General features: G+C 75.0%; 22 protein-coding genes. 11 read left to right on the top strand and 11 right to left on the bottom strand.

Features of this window, described 5'->3' with window-relative positions:
- Nucleotides 1-20: 20 nt before the first annotated feature.
- The 5 genes from ACFVNO_RS24700 to ACFVNO_RS24680 all read right to left on the bottom strand — a co-directional run bounded on the left by ACFVNO_RS24700 (nucleotide 21) and on the right by ACFVNO_RS24680 (nucleotide 4595).
- A complete protein-coding gene (locus ACFVNO_RS24700) occupies nucleotides 21-755 on the bottom strand; it encodes a CDP-alcohol phosphatidyltransferase family protein (RefSeq protein WP_355264204.1) in 735 nt (244 codons plus the stop codon).
- Complete coding sequence (locus ACFVNO_RS24695; protein WP_355264207.1) at nucleotides 748-1371, bottom strand: GTP cyclohydrolase II; 624 nt, start codon at nucleotides 1369-1371, stop codon at nucleotides 748-750. The genes ACFVNO_RS24700 and ACFVNO_RS24695 overlap by 8 nt, the downstream gene beginning before the upstream one ends.
- Before the next feature lie 121 nt (nucleotides 1372-1492).
- Nucleotides 1493-2404 (bottom strand): carbohydrate ABC transporter permease, encoded by a 912-nt coding sequence (locus tag ACFVNO_RS24690; protein ID WP_378895997.1) that lies wholly within the window; start codon nucleotides 2402-2404, stop codon nucleotides 1493-1495.
- Complete coding sequence (locus ACFVNO_RS24685) at nucleotides 2401-3309, bottom strand: carbohydrate ABC transporter permease (RefSeq protein ID WP_255646616.1); 909 nt, start codon at nucleotides 3307-3309, stop codon at nucleotides 2401-2403. Before ACFVNO_RS24685 ends, ACFVNO_RS24690 begins: the two co-directional genes overlap by 4 nt.
- Entirely contained in the window at nucleotides 3306-4595 is a 1290-nt protein-coding gene (locus ACFVNO_RS24680; RefSeq protein WP_355264211.1) for an extracellular solute-binding protein, read from the bottom strand. The genes ACFVNO_RS24685 and ACFVNO_RS24680 overlap by 4 nt, the downstream gene beginning before the upstream one ends.
- Nucleotides 4596-4795: 200 nt before the next feature.
- Between ACFVNO_RS24680 and ACFVNO_RS24675 the strand changes: the two genes are divergently transcribed.
- Nucleotides 4796-5803: a LacI family DNA-binding transcriptional regulator gene (locus tag ACFVNO_RS24675; RefSeq protein WP_378896045.1), complete on the top strand. Its 1008-nt coding sequence runs from the start codon at nucleotides 4796-4798 to the stop codon at nucleotides 5801-5803.
- Nucleotides 5804-5806: 3 nt separating this feature from the next.
- On the opposite strand, the gene ACFVNO_RS24670 is transcribed toward ACFVNO_RS24675, so the two are convergent.
- On the bottom strand, nucleotides 5807-6481 hold the full coding sequence (locus ACFVNO_RS24670; RefSeq protein ID WP_378896043.1) for a hypothetical protein: 675 nt from the start codon (nucleotides 6479-6481) through the stop codon (nucleotides 5807-5809).
- A gap of 32 nt (nucleotides 6482-6513) precedes the next feature.
- Here ACFVNO_RS24670 and ACFVNO_RS24665 point away from each other — a divergent pair, with 32 nt between their 5' ends.
- A complete protein-coding gene (locus ACFVNO_RS24665; RefSeq protein ID WP_355264214.1) occupies nucleotides 6514-6807 on the top strand; it encodes a hypothetical protein in 294 nt (97 codons plus the stop codon).
- A 37-nt stretch (nucleotides 6808-6844) separates the two neighbouring features.
- Here ACFVNO_RS24665 and ACFVNO_RS24660 read toward each other — a convergent pair whose 3' ends face one another.
- Nucleotides 6845-7285 (bottom strand): very short patch repair endonuclease, encoded by a 441-nt coding sequence (locus ACFVNO_RS24660; protein WP_355264217.1) that lies wholly within the window; start codon nucleotides 7283-7285, stop codon nucleotides 6845-6847.
- A gap of 144 nt (nucleotides 7286-7429) precedes the next feature.
- On the opposite strand from ACFVNO_RS24660, the gene ACFVNO_RS24655 reads away from it, so the two are divergent.
- The 3 genes from ACFVNO_RS24655 to ACFVNO_RS24645 all read left to right on the top strand — a co-directional run bounded on the left by ACFVNO_RS24655 (nucleotide 7430) and on the right by ACFVNO_RS24645 (nucleotide 9319).
- A complete protein-coding gene (locus ACFVNO_RS24655) occupies nucleotides 7430-8182 on the top strand; it encodes an alpha/beta fold hydrolase (protein WP_355264220.1) in 753 nt (250 codons plus the stop codon).
- A 104-nt stretch (nucleotides 8183-8286) separates the two neighbouring features.
- Nucleotides 8287-8505, top strand: a complete 219-nt coding sequence (locus ACFVNO_RS24650) for a hypothetical protein (protein ID WP_355264223.1) — start codon at nucleotides 8287-8289, stop codon at nucleotides 8503-8505.
- Nucleotides 8506-8797: 292 nt separating this feature from the next.
- Entirely contained in the window at nucleotides 8798-9319 is a 522-nt protein-coding gene (locus ACFVNO_RS24645; RefSeq protein ID WP_355264226.1) for a GNAT family N-acetyltransferase, read from the top strand.
- A 68-nt stretch (nucleotides 9320-9387) separates the two neighbouring features.
- Here the strand turns inward: ACFVNO_RS24645 and ACFVNO_RS24640 are convergent, their stop codons facing one another.
- Both ACFVNO_RS24640 and ACFVNO_RS24635 read right to left on the bottom strand, forming a co-directional pair.
- Entirely contained in the window at nucleotides 9388-10266 is an 879-nt protein-coding gene (locus tag ACFVNO_RS24640; protein ID WP_220561397.1) for an aldo/keto reductase, read from the bottom strand.
- 118 nt (nucleotides 10267-10384) lie between these two features.
- A complete protein-coding gene (locus ACFVNO_RS24635; RefSeq protein ID WP_378895992.1) occupies nucleotides 10385-11251 on the bottom strand; it encodes an NAD(P)H-binding protein in 867 nt (288 codons plus the stop codon).
- 69 nt (nucleotides 11252-11320) lie between these two features.
- On the opposite strand from ACFVNO_RS24635, the gene ACFVNO_RS24630 reads away from it, so the two are divergent.
- Nucleotides 11321-11902 (top strand): TetR/AcrR family transcriptional regulator, encoded by a 582-nt coding sequence (locus ACFVNO_RS24630; protein ID WP_378895990.1) that lies wholly within the window; start codon nucleotides 11321-11323, stop codon nucleotides 11900-11902.
- 35 nt (nucleotides 11903-11937) lie between these two features.
- On the opposite strand, the gene ACFVNO_RS24625 is transcribed toward ACFVNO_RS24630, so the two are convergent.
- Nucleotides 11938-12075, bottom strand: a complete 138-nt coding sequence (locus tag ACFVNO_RS24625; protein WP_220561394.1) for a hypothetical protein — start codon at nucleotides 12073-12075, stop codon at nucleotides 11938-11940.
- Between the two features lie 25 nt (nucleotides 12076-12100).
- Here ACFVNO_RS24625 and ACFVNO_RS24620 point away from each other — a divergent pair, with 25 nt between their 5' ends.
- The 4 genes from ACFVNO_RS24620 (at nucleotide 12101) to ACFVNO_RS24605 (ending at nucleotide 14840) form a co-directional block, all read left to right on the top strand.
- Nucleotides 12101-12622: a CGNR zinc finger domain-containing protein gene (locus tag ACFVNO_RS24620; protein WP_355264237.1), complete on the top strand. Its 522-nt coding sequence runs from the start codon at nucleotides 12101-12103 to the stop codon at nucleotides 12620-12622.
- A gap of 123 nt (nucleotides 12623-12745) precedes the next feature.
- Nucleotides 12746-12970, top strand: coding sequence for a DUF5957 family protein (locus tag ACFVNO_RS24615; RefSeq protein ID WP_355264240.1), 225 nt, complete (start codon nucleotides 12746-12748; stop codon nucleotides 12968-12970).
- Nucleotides 12967-14130 (top strand): sensor histidine kinase, encoded by a 1164-nt coding sequence (locus ACFVNO_RS24610; RefSeq protein WP_378895987.1) that lies wholly within the window; start codon nucleotides 12967-12969, stop codon nucleotides 14128-14130. The genes ACFVNO_RS24615 and ACFVNO_RS24610 overlap by 4 nt, the downstream gene beginning before the upstream one ends.
- 23 nt (nucleotides 14131-14153) lie before the next feature.
- Nucleotides 14154-14840, top strand: a complete 687-nt coding sequence (locus ACFVNO_RS24605) for a response regulator transcription factor (protein ID WP_355264246.1) — start codon at nucleotides 14154-14156, stop codon at nucleotides 14838-14840.
- A gap of 13 nt (nucleotides 14841-14853) precedes the next feature.
- On the opposite strand, the gene ACFVNO_RS24600 is transcribed toward ACFVNO_RS24605, so the two are convergent.
- A complete protein-coding gene (locus tag ACFVNO_RS24600) occupies nucleotides 14854-15657 on the bottom strand; it encodes an IclR family transcriptional regulator C-terminal domain-containing protein (protein WP_355264249.1) in 804 nt (267 codons plus the stop codon).
- A 164-nt stretch (nucleotides 15658-15821) separates the two neighbouring features.
- Between ACFVNO_RS24600 and pcaD the strand changes: the two genes are divergently transcribed.
- On the top strand, nucleotides 15822-16595 hold the full coding sequence (gene pcaD, locus ACFVNO_RS24595; protein ID WP_378895984.1) for a 3-oxoadipate enol-lactonase: 774 nt from the start codon (nucleotides 15822-15824) through the stop codon (nucleotides 16593-16595).
- The last annotated feature ends 6 nt before the right edge of the window (nucleotides 16596-16601 follow it).

Genomic DNA, 16601 nt, shown 5'->3' with positions numbered 1-16601 from the left:
CCGTCCCACCCTCTCAGCCGTCAGGCCCGGTCGCGGTGCAGCCGGGCGATGTCGCGGCCGAAGGACCACACCAGCAGGGCCAGGGCGGCGGCGACCACCGCCGCGGCGGCCGCGGTCGGGACCACCGGTGCCAGGGCGGCCACCAGCGCCACCCCCTGGACGGCGGCCACCGCCTTGCGGGCCCGACTCGGCGGCAGCGGCGCGGCCAGCCAGGGCGCCCACCGGGCGGCCGCGGCGAACACGTACCGCATGGCGCCGATCCCCAGGGTCCAGGGGCCCAGCAGCGGTGCGGCGGCCAGGCTCAGGACCAGCAGCAGGAACGCGTCGGCCTCCATGTCGAAGCGGGCCCCGAAGGCGGTGGCCGTGCCGGTGCGGCGGGCCACCGGCCCGTCCACCAGGTCCCCGGCCAGGGCCAGTGAGGCCACGGCCACCACCGGCCAGGGGGCGGCGCCGTCGGCCAACAGCCCGGCGGTGGCGGCGATGAGGGTGCACCGGGCCAGGGTGATCGCGTCGGCGGGCCCGAACCGGTGCCGGGCCCGCGCGGCGGCCCGCGCCACCAGGGCGGCGCCGGCACCGGCGACAGCTGCGGCGACCGCCCAGCCGGCCGGGCCCAGCCCGACCGTGGCGGTCAGCACCGCCAGCACCGCGAGCTGTCCCGCCGCCGCGCAGGCGAGTGCCCGGTGCGGTGAGCGCCGGTCCGGGCCGCGGCCGGGCGCCGGTGGCGGCGCGGGCGCGGTGGCGGCGGGCTCAGGCATCGGGCAGCTCCGGCGCGGGCAGGTCGTGCCCCAGCCGCTCGCGCTTGGCCACCAGGTAGGGGAGGTTCTCCGGCCGGACCGGGGCGAGCAGGCGTTCGCGCACGGCGACCTTGACCCCGTGCGTCTCCAGGGCGCGCGCCTTGTCGGGGTTGTTGGACAGCAGCCGTACCGACCGCACCCCCAGGTGGCGCAGCACCCGGGCGGCGGGGCCGTAGTCGCGCACGTCCACGGGCAGGCCCAGGACGGTGGCCGAGTCGACGGTGTCGAGCCCGTCGGCGTCCTGCAGGGCCAGGGTGCGGACCTTGTCGAGCAGTCCGATGCCCCGGCCCTCGTGGCCGCGCAGGTACACCACCACGCCCCGGCCCGCGGCGGTGACCACCCCGACGGCGGCCGCCAGCTGGTCGCCGCACTCGCAGCGCAGGGCCCCGAACACGTCGCCGGTCACGCACTCGGAGTGGATCCGGACGGGGACCTCGTCGCGGTCGCGGACCTCGCCGTGCACCAGGGCCAGGTGCTCCCCGCGGTCGCCGGGATCGCGGAAGGCCACCAGGCGGAACGGCCCCCACCGGGTCGCCAGTTCCGCCTCGGCGGCCTCGTCCAGCGCGTCGTCGTTCATCTGCGATCCCCTCGGGCCGTGTCTGCAAGGGACTGCGGACGGGGGAGCCGCTCGGCCTGTTCTCGGACCCGCCCGGTACAACCAGCGCCTGCCCGGGCTTTCGCGATCCGAAACGCGTGTGCTACCTGCCGCCCACTCCCATCAGCCCGTCCGCCAGGGAGCGGCGTGCCACGAGGTAGACGACGAACAGCGGGACGGTGGAGACCACGACCGCGGTGAGCAGCCCGGGCACGTCCACCCGGTACTCGCCCTGGAACTCGTACAGGCCCATCGTGATGACCCGCCGGCCGGCGGACTGGGTGAGGATGAGCGGGAAGAGGAACCCGTTCCAGGCCTGGAGCGCGGAGTAGACGGCGACGGTGCCCAGCCCGGACCGGGACATGGGGACGACCAGCTGCAGGAAGGTGCGCACCGGCCCGGCGCCGTCCAGCGCCATGGCCTCGTACAGCTCCTCGGATATGTCGCGCATGGACCCGACCAGGATCAGGACGCACACCGGCAGGGCGAAGGCGGCGGTGGGCAGCACGATCGCGGTGAGGGTGTCGTACAGCCCCAGGCGGACGATGATGAGGTAGACGGGGATGATGACGGCCTGGGCGGGGATGGCCAGGCCCAGCAGGAACACGCGGAAGGCGGCGTCGGTGACGCGGGTCCGCGAGCGCACGACCGCGTACGAGGTGGTGGCGGACAGGACCACGACCAGGGCGACGACGGCGAGGGTGACCAGGGCGGTGTTGCCCACGAACCCGAGCAGGCCCTTGTCGATGGCGGCGGCGTAGTTGCCCAGGGTGGGGTCCGAGGGCAGGGCCAGCGGGCCCTCGGGCACGTAGTTCTCGCCGCGCTGGATCGTGGCGACGAGCAGGGCGTACAGCGGCAGCGCCACCACGACCAGCCAGACCAGGGCGCCCAGCCCGCCCAGGACGTTGGGGCGCTCGCCCACGCCCCGGTACCGGACCGGTGCGCCGCCGCGCGCCCGCCGGGGCGCGGCCGTGCGGCGCCCCTCCACAGCGGTGCGTTCCTCCACGACGCTCACATCCCCTCCCTGGTGCTGCGCATCGAGCCGAACCCGGTCAGGCGCACCATCACCAGGGCGATGAGGGTCGCGACGATGACCAGCGTGAACGCGATCGCGCTCGCGTAGCCCAGCTCCCAGCTGCGAAAGCCCGCCCGGAACATCAGGTACGGGACGATGGTGGTGTCGGTGCCCGGGCCGCCGTCGGTCATGATGAGCACCGTGTCGAAGTAGGTGAGGGACCCGACGACCATCAGCACCGAGGAGGTGGTCATCGTGTTGCGCAGCTGGGGCAGGGTGATGTGCCAGAACATGCCCAGCCGCCCGGCCCCGTCCATGCGCGCCGCCTGGTAGAGGGTCGCCGGGATCTGCCGGGCCCCGCCCTGGTAGAGCAGCATGTGCAGCGGGATGAACTGCCAGGCGGCGACGAACACGATCACCCAGAACGCGCTGCCGCCCCCGCCCAGCGGGTCCAGGGTGCCCAGGCCCAGGGCCGGTCCCAGCCAGGCGGGCGGGCCGAAGTTGGGGTCCAGCAGGGCCCGCCAGATGATGGCCACCGCCGCCGAGGACAGCAGCAGCGGCAGGAAGAAGACCGCGGACAGGATCGCGCGGCCGCGCTGGCGCCCGGCGGCCCACACGCCCAGGAGCAGGCTGATCGGCGTCTGGAGGGCCCAGCTGGCGACGGTCAGCAGCAGGCTCAGGCCCACGGCGCGGTGCATGAGCGGGTCGCCGGCGAGCCGGGTCCAGTTGTCGAGCCCGGCGAAGGCGGGGGTGCCCAGCCCGCCCCAGTGGGTGAAGGACAGGTACGCCACCAGCAGCATGGGCAGGGCGGCGAACAGCGCGAAGAACACGACGCCCGGCAGGGCCCACAGGGGGCCGGGCCGCCCGGTGCGGGGGGCGGCCCGGCCCTGGGTGCGCGCGCTCACAGGGCGGCCAGGGCGTCGACGAACTCCTGCGGGGTGCGCTGCCCGTTGAACAGGGCCTCGATCTCGGTGACCATCGGGGTGGCGACCTCGGGGGTCAGGGCCTGGTCCCAGGACAGCTGGAAGTGGGGGGCGTCGCGGACCAGCTCGTACTGGAAGACGGCGAACTCCGGGTTGGGGCTGTCGGCCAGGACCTCCTCGGCGTCGGCGGTGGTGGGCACCTCGCCGTTGGCGACCATGTCGGCCACGTACTCGTCCTGGGCGGTGTAGGAGAGGAACTCCAGGGCGTGCTCCAGGTGGGGGCTGTCGGCGGTGACGGAGAAGTAGTTGGTGGGGTTGCCGACGATGTTGGCGGGGTCGCCCTCGCCGCCCGGGATGGGCGGGAAGGCGACGTAGCCCAGGTCGTTCTCGGCGAACTCGCGGGCCTGGTCCAGGTGGGTGGAGTACTCCCACGACCCCATCAGGTGCATGGCGGCGCGGCCCTCGGAGAGCAGGGTGGAGGCGCCGCCCTCGGTGTAGCTGACCGAGGCGTAGGAGTCGCCGAAGGCGCCGCGGTCGACCAGGTCGGCGACCATCTCGGCGGCCTCCAGCACGGCCGGGTCGCGCCAGCCCTCGGAGTCGCCCTCGGCGATGCGGGCGAACACCTCGGGGCCGCCGATGCGGTCCACCAGGTACTGCAGCCACATCTGCTCGGTCCAGGGGTCGGCGCCGGCCAGGGCGAAGGGGGTGACGCCGGCCTCGGTGAACTCGTCGACCAGGGTCAGCACGTCGTCCCAGGTCTGCGGGGGCTCGACGCCGACCTCCTCGAAGACGGCCCGGTTGTAGAAGAGGACGACGGGCTGGGTGCCGCGCAGGGGGATGCCGTACTGGACGCCGTCGACCTTGCCCGACTCCAGGACGGAGGGCAGGAACGCCTCGGCGAGTTCGGGGTCCTCGGCCAGGAGATCGTCGAGGGGTTCGAGCAGGCCCTGTTCGGCGTAGGGGGCGATGCTGCCCGAGCCCCAGTTGAAGAACACGTCGGGCCGCTGCGGGGAGCCCATGGCGGTGCGCAGGCGTTCGACGTAGTTGTCGCCGGGCACCTGGTCGATGACCGCCTGGACGCCGTCGGCGCCCTGGTCGGCGTTGAAGCGTTCGACGGCGCCCTCCTGCACGACGACGAGGGTGTCCTGGTACATCCACACGTGCATCTCATCGGAGCCCTGGGCGGCTCCCCGGCCGCCGCAGGCGGTCGCGGTGAGCAGGGTGAGCGCGGCCAGTGCGGCGGCCGTGCCGACTCGGGGGGTGGTCATCGCGTATCCCTTGGTCGAAACTTTCGGAATTTATTCCGAAACTTGTGGTGCCCGAATGTACGACGCGGCGTGAACCACGTCAATATCCGTTGTGGCCCCGATCACCACCGAATCGGGAGCGGCGGTGCTGAACAGCGCCGGGGCGCGTAGTATCGGGCGGCGTGAGTACTCAGTCGAACCAGGAAGCCCCCGACGGAGCGATCACCGGGCCGGTGACCATCGCGAAAATTGCGGAGGCCGCCGGGGTCTCCGTCCCGACCGTCTCCAAGGTCCTCAACGGCCGCGCCGACGTCGCCGAGGACACCCGGGCCCGCGTGGAGGAGCTCATCCGCACACACGGGTACCGGCGCCGGCGCGCCTCCGGGGGAGGCCGCTCCGCCCTCATCGACCTGGTGTTCCACGAGCTCGACAGCGCCTGGGCCATCGAGGTGGTGCGCGGGGTGGAGAACATCGCCCGCGAGGAGGGGCTGAGCGTCGTGCTCACCGAGTCCGGCGGCCAGACCCCGCGCGACGACTGGGTCGACGCGGTCCTGGCCCGCCGCCCCACCGCCGTCGTCCTGGTCTTCTCCGACCTGGCCGCCGAGCAGCGCACCCGGCTGTCGGCGCGCGGCATCCCCTTCGTGGTGGTCGACCCCGCGGGGGACCCGGGGCCCGACATGCCCGCGGTGGGCTCGGCCAACTGGAGCGGCGGGCTGGCCGCCACCCGCCACCTCGTCGACCTGGGGCACCGGCGCATCGCCGTCATCGGCGGACCTCGCGAGGTGCTGTGCAGCAAGGCCCGCATCGACGGCTACACCTCGGCCCTGGACGCCGCGGGCATCCCCGTGGACCCCGAGCTGATCCGGCACGGGGACTTCCACGTGGAGAGCGGGCGCGACCGCGGCCGGGAGCTGCTCGCCCTGGACGACCCGCCCACGGCGGTGTTCGCCGGCAGCGACCTCCAGGCCATGGGCCTGTACGAGGCCGCGCGCGAGCTGGGGGTGCGCATCCCCGAGGACCTCAGCGTCGTGGGCTACGACGACCTGCCGGTGGCCCGCTGGGTGGGGCCGCCGCTGACCACGGTCCGCCAGCCCCTGACCGAGATGGCGGAGGAGGCCACCCGCATGGCCCTGGTGCTGGCCCGCGGGGGGCGCCCGGCCAACCTGCGCCTGGACCTGGCCACTGCCCTGGTCGTGCGCGGCAGCACCGCGCCGCCGCCCCGGCGCTGAGCGCTACCCGGCCTGTCCGGCCTGCTCCGGCTGGTCGGGCAGGGTCACGGCGATCTCCCCGCCCAGGGAGTGGCCGCCCTCCAGCTTGAGGCGGTCCCCGCTCCAGAACCGCCCCGGGTCGTAGTACCCGGGGCGGCGCCCGGCGGGCAGCAGCCCCATCGCCTCGTAGGTCAGGGCGATGACCTCGGCGCAGTAGGCCGACTCCAGGGCGCGCTCGGAATGCCCGGAGTCCTCGCCGCGGCGCAGGAAGGAGGGCAGGCGCAGGGGCAGCCGCCCGCGCGCCCACCGCCCGGCCATCTGCGCGGTGGAGGGGAAGGGGGTGCCGTCCAGGCGCGCGATCGCCCGCAGCACGGCGTCCTCGGCCTCCCGGCCCACCTCGGGGTCGATCTGGCGCAGCCAGCCGCGCTGGCCGTACTTGCGCCCCCACACCAGGACGGCGTCGCGCAGGTCGTGCAGCTGCACGCCGCGCTGGTGCCTGCCGGTCCACATGTCGGGCAGGGAGCGGCCCAGTTCGGCGTGCCACATCAGCGGGGGCAGGTCCTCGATGACCACCGACATGCCCACGTGGTTGACGGGGCTGTTGGTGGTGATCTGGATGGCGCGGTCGGCCGCGCTCGTTCCGCGGAACACCCACACATCGCCGGTGCGGGTCAGCTCCAGCGCCCGGTCCAAAGAGATCTCGCTATCGGCCACACCGCTAGCCTAGGCACATGCGATGGTGGAAAGTACTCGGAGCGGCGGCTTTCGTGGGTGTGGCGGCCACGGGCGTGGCGATCGCCCGCGCGGAGCGCCAGCGCCGCGCCTACACCCCCGACCAGGTCCGCGACCGGCTGCGGGACCGCGTGGCGCAGGTCTCCGACACCGCCGACCAGGCCCCCGACCAGGACGTTCCCCCGGAGGCCGGGCAGGGGAGGGCGGGGTCGGCGCTGAGCCGGCTCGCGCGCCGCGTGCGCGCTCTGGCCGCGCGCCTCCGGCGCCGGTCCCCGGCTCCCACCGGCCGCTGAGGCCGGTCCGCGCCCTGCGGGGCGTGGCCGGATCCGGTCACCCCCCGCGCGTGTCCCGCGCCCCCCGTACCGCCGCGACGATCCGCTCCGCCACCGCGGCGGGCTCCTCGTGCTCCCAGAAGCGCAGCACGGTCCAGCCGGCCTCGCCCAGGCGCCGGTCGGTGTCGGCGTCGCGCTCGCGGTTGGCGCGCACCTTCTCGGCCCAGTAGGCGGCGTTGGTGCGCGCCGTGGTGTGGTGCTCGGGGCAGCCGTGCCAGAAGCAGCCGTCGACGAACACCGCGATCCGGCGGCGGGTGAAGACCAGGTCGGCGGTGCGGCGCAGCGCGGGCAGCGGCCGGGCCGAGACCCGGTAGCGCAGCCCGGCGGCGTGCACCAGCCGCCGCACGGCCAGTTCGGGGCCGGTGTCGCGGCCCCTGTTCGCGCGCATGCTCTTGCGCACGCCCTCGTTGAGCGCCCTGGCGGGCCGGGGAACAGCCATGCGCCGCATCCTAGGCCGGCCCGGGCGGGCCGTTGCCGCCGCCGGATGTTACCGGCCGGTGTTACCAGTGGGTATTACTGACTGGTAGGTTTGCCGCTGGTGCGGCGGGCATGCCGTTCCCATGGCCTTCGAGGGGGGAGTGCGGTGCGTCGGGACGCCCTGATCCGGATCCGGCCGGTGCCCGAGGCGGGCTTCCGGCTGTTCGTCCTGCACCACGCGGGCGGTTCGGCACAGGCGTACCGCCCCTGGGTGCGCCACCTGCCCGACGACTGGGACGTGTGCCTGCTCCAGGCCCCCGGCCGTGAGGGCGACGACACCGCGTTCCGCGACGCCCGCGCGCTGGCCCGGCACCTGTACGCCCTGATCAGCGCCGACCACGACCGGCCCTTCGGGCTGTTCGGGCACAGCATGGGCGCGCTGGCCGCCTACGAGACCGCGCTGCTGGCCCTGGCCGGGGACGGTCCCGCGCCCGCCTGGCTGGGGGTCTCGGGCTGGAGCCCGGCTCCGGGGCCGGAGTGGATCGAACCCCGCCACCTGCTGCCCGCCGACCGCCTGCGGGCGGGGCTGGCCCGGATGGGCGGCACCCCCGCGGCCACCCTGGAGGACCCCGAGCGGTGGCGGGCCGCCGAACCGCTGATCCGCGCCGACCTGGAACTGGTCGACACCTGGCGCCCGCGCCCGGACACCCCGCCGCTGCCGATACCGGTCTCCGCGCTGGCCGGGGCCGAGGACGCCGGGATGCCGCCCGCGCGCATGGACGCCTGGCGCGAGCACGTGACCGGTCCGCTGGTGCGGCACACCCTCCCCGGCGGCCACTTCTACTTCGTCGGCCGCATCGGTGAGGTGGCCGGGCTGATCACCGCCGACGTCCGCGCCGCCGTCGGGGCCGACGCCTAGCACCCGTTCCCGAGTGCTCTACGACGGCGCCGGGCGGGGGCGGCGCCGGTCGCGGGCCGTCCGCGGCGGTCCGGAAGAACGCGGTCTAGGAGGGCAGGTCGCCCGTGGCCAGGGCGACGGTGGCGGCGGCCGACGGTGCCGCGCGGTGCGCACCCGGCACGGCGCTGAACGTCCTGTGCGGCTCCGGCCCGGGCACCTGCGCCGGGCTGGCCCGCGACCTGGCCGCCGCCGACACCTCCGGCGACTTCACCACCGGGACCCGGGCCTGGCTGGACGGGCTGATCGGGCGGGGCCGCTACACCGAGGACGTGTGGGCCGGGTGAAGCGGGGCGCCCGGGCCCGTCCCCCACGGCGGACCCGGGCGCGCGGTCCCGGCCGGGTGGCGGGGGAGTCGGCCGCGGCGCCCCCCACGACTGGGAGCGCTCCCAGGCCGGGATTCCACGATAGGCGATCCGAAGACCCTGGGTAAAGAGGGGATGACGAACCGTTTCCCCCGGCTTGGGCCGGAGCGGGTAGGCCGGGCCCCGGCCGGGACCCGGCGCCCTGCCCCAACGGATGCCCACTCTTGTCCCCCGACCCCTGTCCCGGTGCTCGCACGGCCGCTACCGTTGTGGTATGAGCCTTGAGCTGCCGACCGAACGACTCCAGATCAGGGAGTGGGAGCTGGACGACGCCGAAGCCGCCCTGAAGATCTACGGGGCCGCCGAGGTGGCGCACTGGCTCACGCCGGAATGGCAACCGGTGAACGACGCGAACGCGATGCGCTCGGTCCTGCACGCCTGGATCGAGGCCGGACCCAACCTCATCCCGCCCGCCGGGCGCTGGGCCATCGTCCGCAAGGAGGACGGCGAGCTGGTGGGCGGGCTGTCCCTCAAACTCCTGCCGCCCTACGAGGAGGACTTCGAGCTCACCTGGGCGCTGCGCCCCGACGTGTGGGGGCAGGGGTACGCCACCGAGGCGAGCCGGGCCGTCATCACCTGGGCCTTCGGGCAGGGCATCGAGGAGATCTTCGCCGTCGCCCGGCCCAACAACGTGCGCGCCGTCGGGGTGGCCCGGCGGCTGGGCATGGAGTGGGTGGGCGAGACCGAGAAGTACTACGACATGCGCCTGCAGGTCTTCCGCCTGCGGCCGAGCTGACGGACCGGGACGAGGGCGGCCCGCCGGGACCGGAGCAGGGTCCCGGCTGGCCGCCCGCGCGCGCCGGTTCAGCCGAGGTGGCTGCCGATGCGCTCGGTCTCCTCCTCGGACAGCCGCAGCGCGGCCGCCGCCACGTTCTCCTCCAGGTGCGCCACCCGCGAGGTGCCGGGGATGGGCACCATCACCGGTGAGCGGTGCAGCAGCCAGGCCAGCGCCAGCTGCACCGGGGTGACCCCGCGCTCGGCGGCCATCGCCGCCAGCGGCGAGTCCGGCCCGGCCAGCGCGCCGCGGTCCACCGGGGCCCAGGGCAGGAACGCGATCCCGTCCTTCTCGCACTGCTCCAGCACGTCCTCCGACTCCCGGAAGGAGGGGGCGTACTGGTTCTGCACCGAGGCGATCGGGGTGATGGCGCGGGCCGCCGACAGCTCGTCCACGCTCACCTCGCTCAGCCCGATGTGGCCGATCTTGCCCTCGGCGCGCAGGTCGGCCAGCTCGCCCAGCTGGTCGGCCAGCGGCACCTCGGGGTCGATGCGGTGCAGCTGGAACAGGTCGATGCGCTCCAGTCCCAGGGTCCGCAGGCTCATCTCCACCTGCTGGCGCAGGTACTCGGGGCGGCCCAGCCGGTGCCACAGGCCCGGACCGGTGCGCACGAACCCGGCCTTGGTGCCGATGACCAGGCCCTCGGGGTAGGGGTGCAGGGCCTCGCGGATGAGCTGTTCGCTGATCTGCGGGCCGTAGGAGTCGGCGGTGTCGATGAAGGTGACGCCCAGTTCGACGGCCCTGCGCAGGACCGCCAGCGCCTCGTCGCGGTCGCGGGGCGGCCCCCACACCCCCTCGCCGACGATCCGCATGGCGCCGAAGCCGAGCCGGTGGATCGGCAGGTCGCCGCCGAGGGCGAGGGTCCCCGAGAGGGCGGCGGGCTCCGCCGCGTCGTACTGGTCGGTCACGGATGTCCCTTTCGTGTGCGGCCCACCGCCGGGAACGCGGCCGGGCCGGTGTTCCGGGCAGGATCTCAGGAGGCGGCGGCGCCCGCAAGGCGCCACGGAAGCCCCGCCCGGACCGGGCTCAGGAGAAGTCGGCGCGGTGGTCGGCGGCCCACTGTGCGTAGGTGCGCCCCCTGCGGCCGGTGATCTTCTCGTAGTCGGAGGAGACCAGGCCGGAGGGGTCCCAGCCGTCGGGGGCCTCCCACAGCAGCCAGTCGCAGATCTCCGGCGGGACGCCCTGGGAGATCCACAGTTCGCGGGCCTCCTCGTTGCTCAGGTGCACGAACCGGATCTCGCGGCCCAGGGCCGCGCCGATGGCGGCGGCGCGTTCGGCGGCGGTGACCGTCTCCGGACCGGTGAGGGTGTACGCCTTCCCGTGGTGGCCGGACCCGGTGAGGGCGGCGACGGCGGCGTCCGCGAGGTCGGCCTCGTGGACCGGGGCCCAGGGGCGGTCGCCGTGCGGGGCGCGGACGACGCCTTCGGCGCGCACGGATCCGCTGTAGGAGTCCAGGTCGTTGGCCATGAACTCGCCCGCGCGCAGGTGGGTCCACTCCAGGCCGGAACGCTCCACCGCCTCCTCGACCGGGCGGTGGTGGCGGTAGCCGAAGTCCGTGTCGTCGCCGTCGGAGACCGAGGTCGAGGACAGGACGACCACTCGCCGGACCCCGGCCCGGCGCATCAGGTCCACCACCGCCGCGGCGGTCTCGGCGACGGGGAACAGGAACACGGCGTCCACGCCGTCGAAGACCCCGTCCAGGGTCGCGGGGTCGGCGAGGTCGCCCGCCGCGACCTCGACCCCGGCGGGGAACGTGCGGCGGGACGGGTCGCGGGTGAGGGCGCGGACGCGCAGTCCGCGTTCCCGGAGCTCCGGGACGACCAGCCCGCCCACGGTGCCGCCGGCGCCGGTCACCAGGACGTGTTCGATCTTTTCGGAATTCTTGTTATCCATAGTGGGACACTAGTGTCCCACTATGGAAGCGTGCAAGTCCCTTATGGGAGGAGGGGGTAGGTTGGCGCCATGACGACCACCGACAACCCGAGGTCAGGGGCCCGCAATCGGACCCGGCGCGCCATTCTGGCCGCCGCGGCCTCCGTCCTGGGCCGGGACCGCAACGCCCCGATGGCCGCCGTCGCCGAGGCCGCCGACGTGGGCCGCAGTACCCTGCACCGCTACTTCCCCGACCGGGAGAAGCTCGTCGAGGCGACCTTCGAGGACTCCATCGCCGAACTCGGCCGGGTCATGGAGCAGGTGCGCCCGGAGGAGGGTCCGGCGGAGGAGGCGCTGTGCCGGGTGGTGAACGGGCACGTCGAGGTCGGCGACCGGATCCTGTTCGCCTTCGGCGACACCGCGACCGTGCGCCGCTACGGCGGGCTCCGCTCCGGCGAGCCCGAGGAGCCCGAGGTGCTGGTGCGGCTGTTCGAGCGGGGCCAGGCCGAGGGGGTCTTCGACCCCGACGCCGACCCGGCCTGGCTGGTGCACGTCATGTGGGCCCTGCTGTTCACCGGCCTGGAACGGGCCCGGGCCGGGCGGATCTCCCCGCAGGCCGTGGCCTCCCTGGTGCTGCGCACCCTGGAGAACGGCGTCACCGCCCGGTCCTGAGGCGCCGGGCCCGTAAAAGGGGTGGGGTCAGTGCGTCAGGGGGCGGCCACGGTGACGGGCGGGGTCAGGGTGACGCGGCGCCGGCCGCAGGCGCAGTGCTGGTAGGAGACCAGGCCCTCGCTGGTGGTGTGGGCGGATTCGGTGGTCCAGAGGTGTTCGTGCTCGGTACGCATGCCGCCAGTCTGATGTAATGGCATTATGCATATCAACCCTTACGGTCAGGACCCGGTGGGACTCGCCGTCGACCTGGTCAACCGGCCCCCGGAGGACGCGGACGACCTCGCACGGCGCTGCGCCGAGGTGGGGTTCGTCCTGGAACGCGAGGTCGGCGCGGACGACCTCGCCCGGGTCCGCGCCTTCCTCCGGGAGTGGACCGGTGTGGTCGACGCCGCCGACCCCCCGGAGCGGGCCGACCGCCTCAACCCGCTGCTCGTCGAGTTCGCGTCCGCGCCGCGCCTGACCGACCACACCCGTGACGGCTGGCACCTGCACTACCGCCCCGACGACCTGCCGGCCCACCGCCAGATCGCCGCGCTCATCGCGGTGGGCACCGCCCTGCACCTGACCGGGCGGGGCATGGACCGGCTGGGCCGGTGCGCCGCGCCCGACTGCGACCGGGTCTTCGCCGACTTCTCCCGCAACGGCCGCCAGCGGTACTGCTCGCCCGCCTGCGGCAACCGCGACGCCGTGCGCCGCCACCGCGCCCGCCGCCGGGCGTAGGCGCCCCGGGCGGCGTACATCCCCCGGCGGACGCCGGGTGTCCACCCGGGGCCGACGCCGTGCCCCCTTCCGCCCCCGCAGGATGAGGGGGCACCTGTGGTACAAGGAGGAAGGAAGAGGCCCTTGAACGGCTGGAAGGCACTCGGCGCGTCCCTGCTCGGCCTGGTCGTCGGCACGGTCGCCGGATTCGTCCTGTCGGAGGTGGTCGCCGTCGCGCTGCTCCTGTTCGGCGGCGGCGACCTGCCCTCGTGGGCACCCGGAGTCAAGTACCTCATCGTGGTGGGCGCCGCCGCCGGCCTGGTGGGCGGACCGCTGCTGGCGGCGCGCGGGGGGCGACAGGACGTATGACACGGCGGGACACGGGCGAACACGTCTTCGGCGCCGGCGCGGACGCCGCCATCGCGGCCGTGACCGCCCTGGCCCTGCTCGGCGCCGAGACCTTCTTCTCGCTGGACCGCGGGTCGGCGCCGCAGCCGCAGTCCCTGGCCGTGCTCGCCCTGGGCGCCGCCTCGCTGGCGCTGGTCGGCCGCCGGCCGCTGGTCACCGCGGTCGCGGTGGGCCTGTGCCTGCCCCTCTACTACGTGGCCGGCACCGCCGACACGTGGGCGGCGTGGCTGCTGCTCCTGGTCGCGGTGCTGCGCATGGCCGCGGTGGGGCTGCGGACCGCCCCCGTGGTGACCGTCGCGGTGGCGCTGGGGCTGTTCGCCGTCGCCGAGGCGTTCGCGTTCAACCCGTGGCGGGCCCTGCTGGTGCTGGCCTGGACGGTGGCGATCGCGGCGGTGGCCGCGGTCCTGCACCAGCGCGCCGCGCACCTGCGCGCCGCCCAGGAACGCGCCCTGGAGGCCGAGCGGACCCGCGAGGAGGAGGCCCGCCGGCGCGCCACCGAGGAGCGGCTGCGCATCGCCCGCGAGCTCCACGACGTCATCGCCCACGACATCTCCCTGGTCAACGTGCAGGCCTCGGCGGCCGTGCACCGCCGCGACCCCGAGCAGGCCCTGGAGGCGCTGGAGGCCATCAAGGCCATCACCAAGGACACCCTGCGCGAGCTGCGCGCCACCCTGGGGGTGCTGCGCCAGGTCGACGAGGCCGAGGGCAACGCGCCGGTGCCCGGTACCGACCGGCTGCCCCACCTGGTGCGCGCCGCCGCCGAGGGCGGCCCGCCGGCGCGCCTGACCGTGGACGGCGCCCCCGCCGGCGGCCCCGCGGAGATGCCCGCGGTGCCCGCGCCGGTGGGGGCCGCCCTGTACCGGATCGTGCAGGAGGCGCTCACCAACGTGCGCCGCCACTCCGACGCCACCGCCGTCGAGGTCGCCCTCACCACGGAACCGGGCGCGGTCACGGTCCGGGTGTCCGACGACGGGTCGGCGACCGCGGAACCGGTCGAGGGCAACGGCCTGACCGGGATGCGCGAGCGCGTCACCGCCCTGGGCGGTACCTTCGAGGCCGGCCCCGGGACCGGGGGCGGCTTCCGGGTACGGGCCCGCCTGCCGGTGGACCGAGACGACTGACCGCCCCGGAGAGGAACCGCAGCGTGCACGACGCCGGCCCCGACACCATCGACGTTCTCATCGCCGATGACCAGACCCTGGTGCGGGCGGGCTTCCGCTCCATCATCGAGGGCGAGCCCGACCTGCGGGTGGTCGCCGAGGCCGGGGACGGGGCGCAGGCGGTGGAGGCCGCCGCGCGCACCCGCCCCGACGTGGTGCTGATGGACATCCGCATGCCGGGCACGGACGGGCTGGAGGCCACCCGCCGGATCGCCGCCGACCCGCGCCTGGCGGGGGTGCGGGTCGTCATCCTCACCACGTTCGACCTCGACGAGTACGTGTACTCGGCGCTGCGCGCCGGGGCCAGCGGGTTCCTGCTCAAGGACACCGAGCCCGCCGAGCTGCTGCACGCCGTGCGGGTGGCCGCCCGGGGCGACGCCCTGCTGGCCCCGGCGGTCACCCGCAGGCTCATCGCGGAGTTCGCCGACCGCATCAAGGAGCCGCCGCCCGCCACCCGCCTGGCCGGTCTCACCGAGCGCGAGCGCGAGGTGCTGGCCGCCGTCGCCGCCGGGCTCAGCAACGAGGAGCTGGCGGCCCGCCTGGTGGTCTCCCCGGCCACCGCCAAGACCCACGTCAGCCGGGTGCTCACCAAGCTCGGGGCCCGCGACCGCGCCCAGCTGGTGGTGATCGCCTACGAGACCGGCGTGGTCCGCCCGGGCTGGCTCTCCTGACCCCGCCGACGGGTCACAGGCCCGCGTCGCGGCGGGAGACCGACGCCAGGTCCGCCTCGATGCGCGCGGTCGCCTCCAGCAGGGCGGGCAGCAGGTCGCGGCGCACGTCCTCGATCGAGGACCGGTTGGCCTGCGCGGACACGTTCGCGGCCGCGATCACCCGGCCCGCGGTGTCGCGGACGGGGGCGGCGATCGACCGCAGCCCCTCCTCCAGCTCCTGGTCCACGATCGCGTACCCCTGCTCGCGCACCCGCAGCAGCTCGGCGCGCAGCCGCTCCGGGTCGGTGACGGTGAACCGGGTCAGCGGCTCCAGGCGCACCCGCTCCAGGAAGGCGTCGATCTCGGCCTCGTCGCGGTCGGCCAGCAGCACCCGCCCCATCGACGTGGCCACCGCCGGGAACCGGGTGCCCACCCGGATCGACACGGTCATGATGCGCGAGGTCGCCACGCGGGCCACGTACAGGACGTCGTCGCCGTCCAGCACCGACACCGACGCCGACTCGTGCACCCGCGCCGAGAGGTCCTCCAGGTGCGGCTGGGCCACGTCGGGCAGCCCCGCCGACGCCACGTAGGCGTACCCCAGCTCCAGCACCCGCGGGGTGAGCGAGAACAGCCGCCCGTCGGTGCGCACGTACCCCAGGTCGGCCAGGGTCAGCAGGAAGCGGCGGGCCGCGGCCCGGGTCAGGTGCGTCTCGCGGGCCACGTCGCTCAGGGTCATCGACGGGCGCTCGGCGGAGAACGCCCGGATCACCAGCAGGCCGCGTTCCAGCGACTGCACGAAGTGGGCGCCGCGTTCCGGTTCGTCTTCGGTGGGCATCTGCTCTTCCTGGGGACGAGGGCACGGGAAAAGGGCCGGAGCGGGCGACAGGGCCCCCGGCGATGTTCTCATACCGCACACCGTGCCGGTGCCCCGGCCTCCCCGGGGCCGCTGCGATGATGGGCCCGCACCTGGACACCGCCACGGAAGGGGACACCGGACCCATGAGCGTCGACCTGCACTACGTCGAGAGCGGACCCGCCGACGCGCCCCCGCTGCTGCTGGGCGGCTCGCTGGGCACCACCACCGAGATGTGGGAGCCCCAGGTCGAGGCGCTGTCCGCCGCGTTCCGGGTGATCCGCTTCGACCACCGCGGCCACGGCCGCTCCCCGGTCCCGGCCGGCCCCTCCACCATGGCCGACCTGGCCGGGGACGTGGTGGCGCTGCTGGACCGCCTGGGCATCGGGCGCGCCCACTACGCCGGCCTGTCCCTGGGCGGGATGGTGGGCCAGTGGCTGGCGGTCCACCACGCGGAGCGCCTCGACCGCCTGGCCCTGCTGGCCACCTCGCCCTACGCCGGCCCGGCCGGGCCCTGGCACGAACGCGCCGCCCTGGTGCGCGCCCGGGGCACCGGCGCCGTCGCCGACACCGTGGTGGGCCGCTGGTTCACCCCGGACTTCGCCCGGGAGCACCCCGGCGACGTCGCGCTCCTGCGCGACCTGGTCGCCGCCACCGACCCGGAGGGCTACGCGGGCTGCTGCGAGGCCGTCGCGGGCTACGACGTGCGCGGCGACCTGCCCGGCGTCACCGCCCCCACCCTGGTCGTGGCCGGGGCGGAGGACCCCTCCACCCCGGCCGACCGGCACGCGGACGTCATCGCCCGGCTGGTCCCCGGTGCCGGGTACACGACGCTGCCCGCTACCGCGCACCTGGTGTCCTGGCAGCGCCCGGACGAGGTGAACGCCCTGCTCCTGCGGCACTTCTCCGCGCAGGGGTGACGGGCC

The organism is Nocardiopsis sp. NPDC057823, assembly GCF_042797335.1.
GTDB classification, from domain to species: Bacteria; Actinomycetota; Actinomycetes; order Streptosporangiales; family Streptosporangiaceae; genus Nocardiopsis; species Nocardiopsis changdeensis.
Note: the sequence above shows the minus strand (reverse complement) of the source record. Positions and strands in the feature narration are given on the sequence as shown.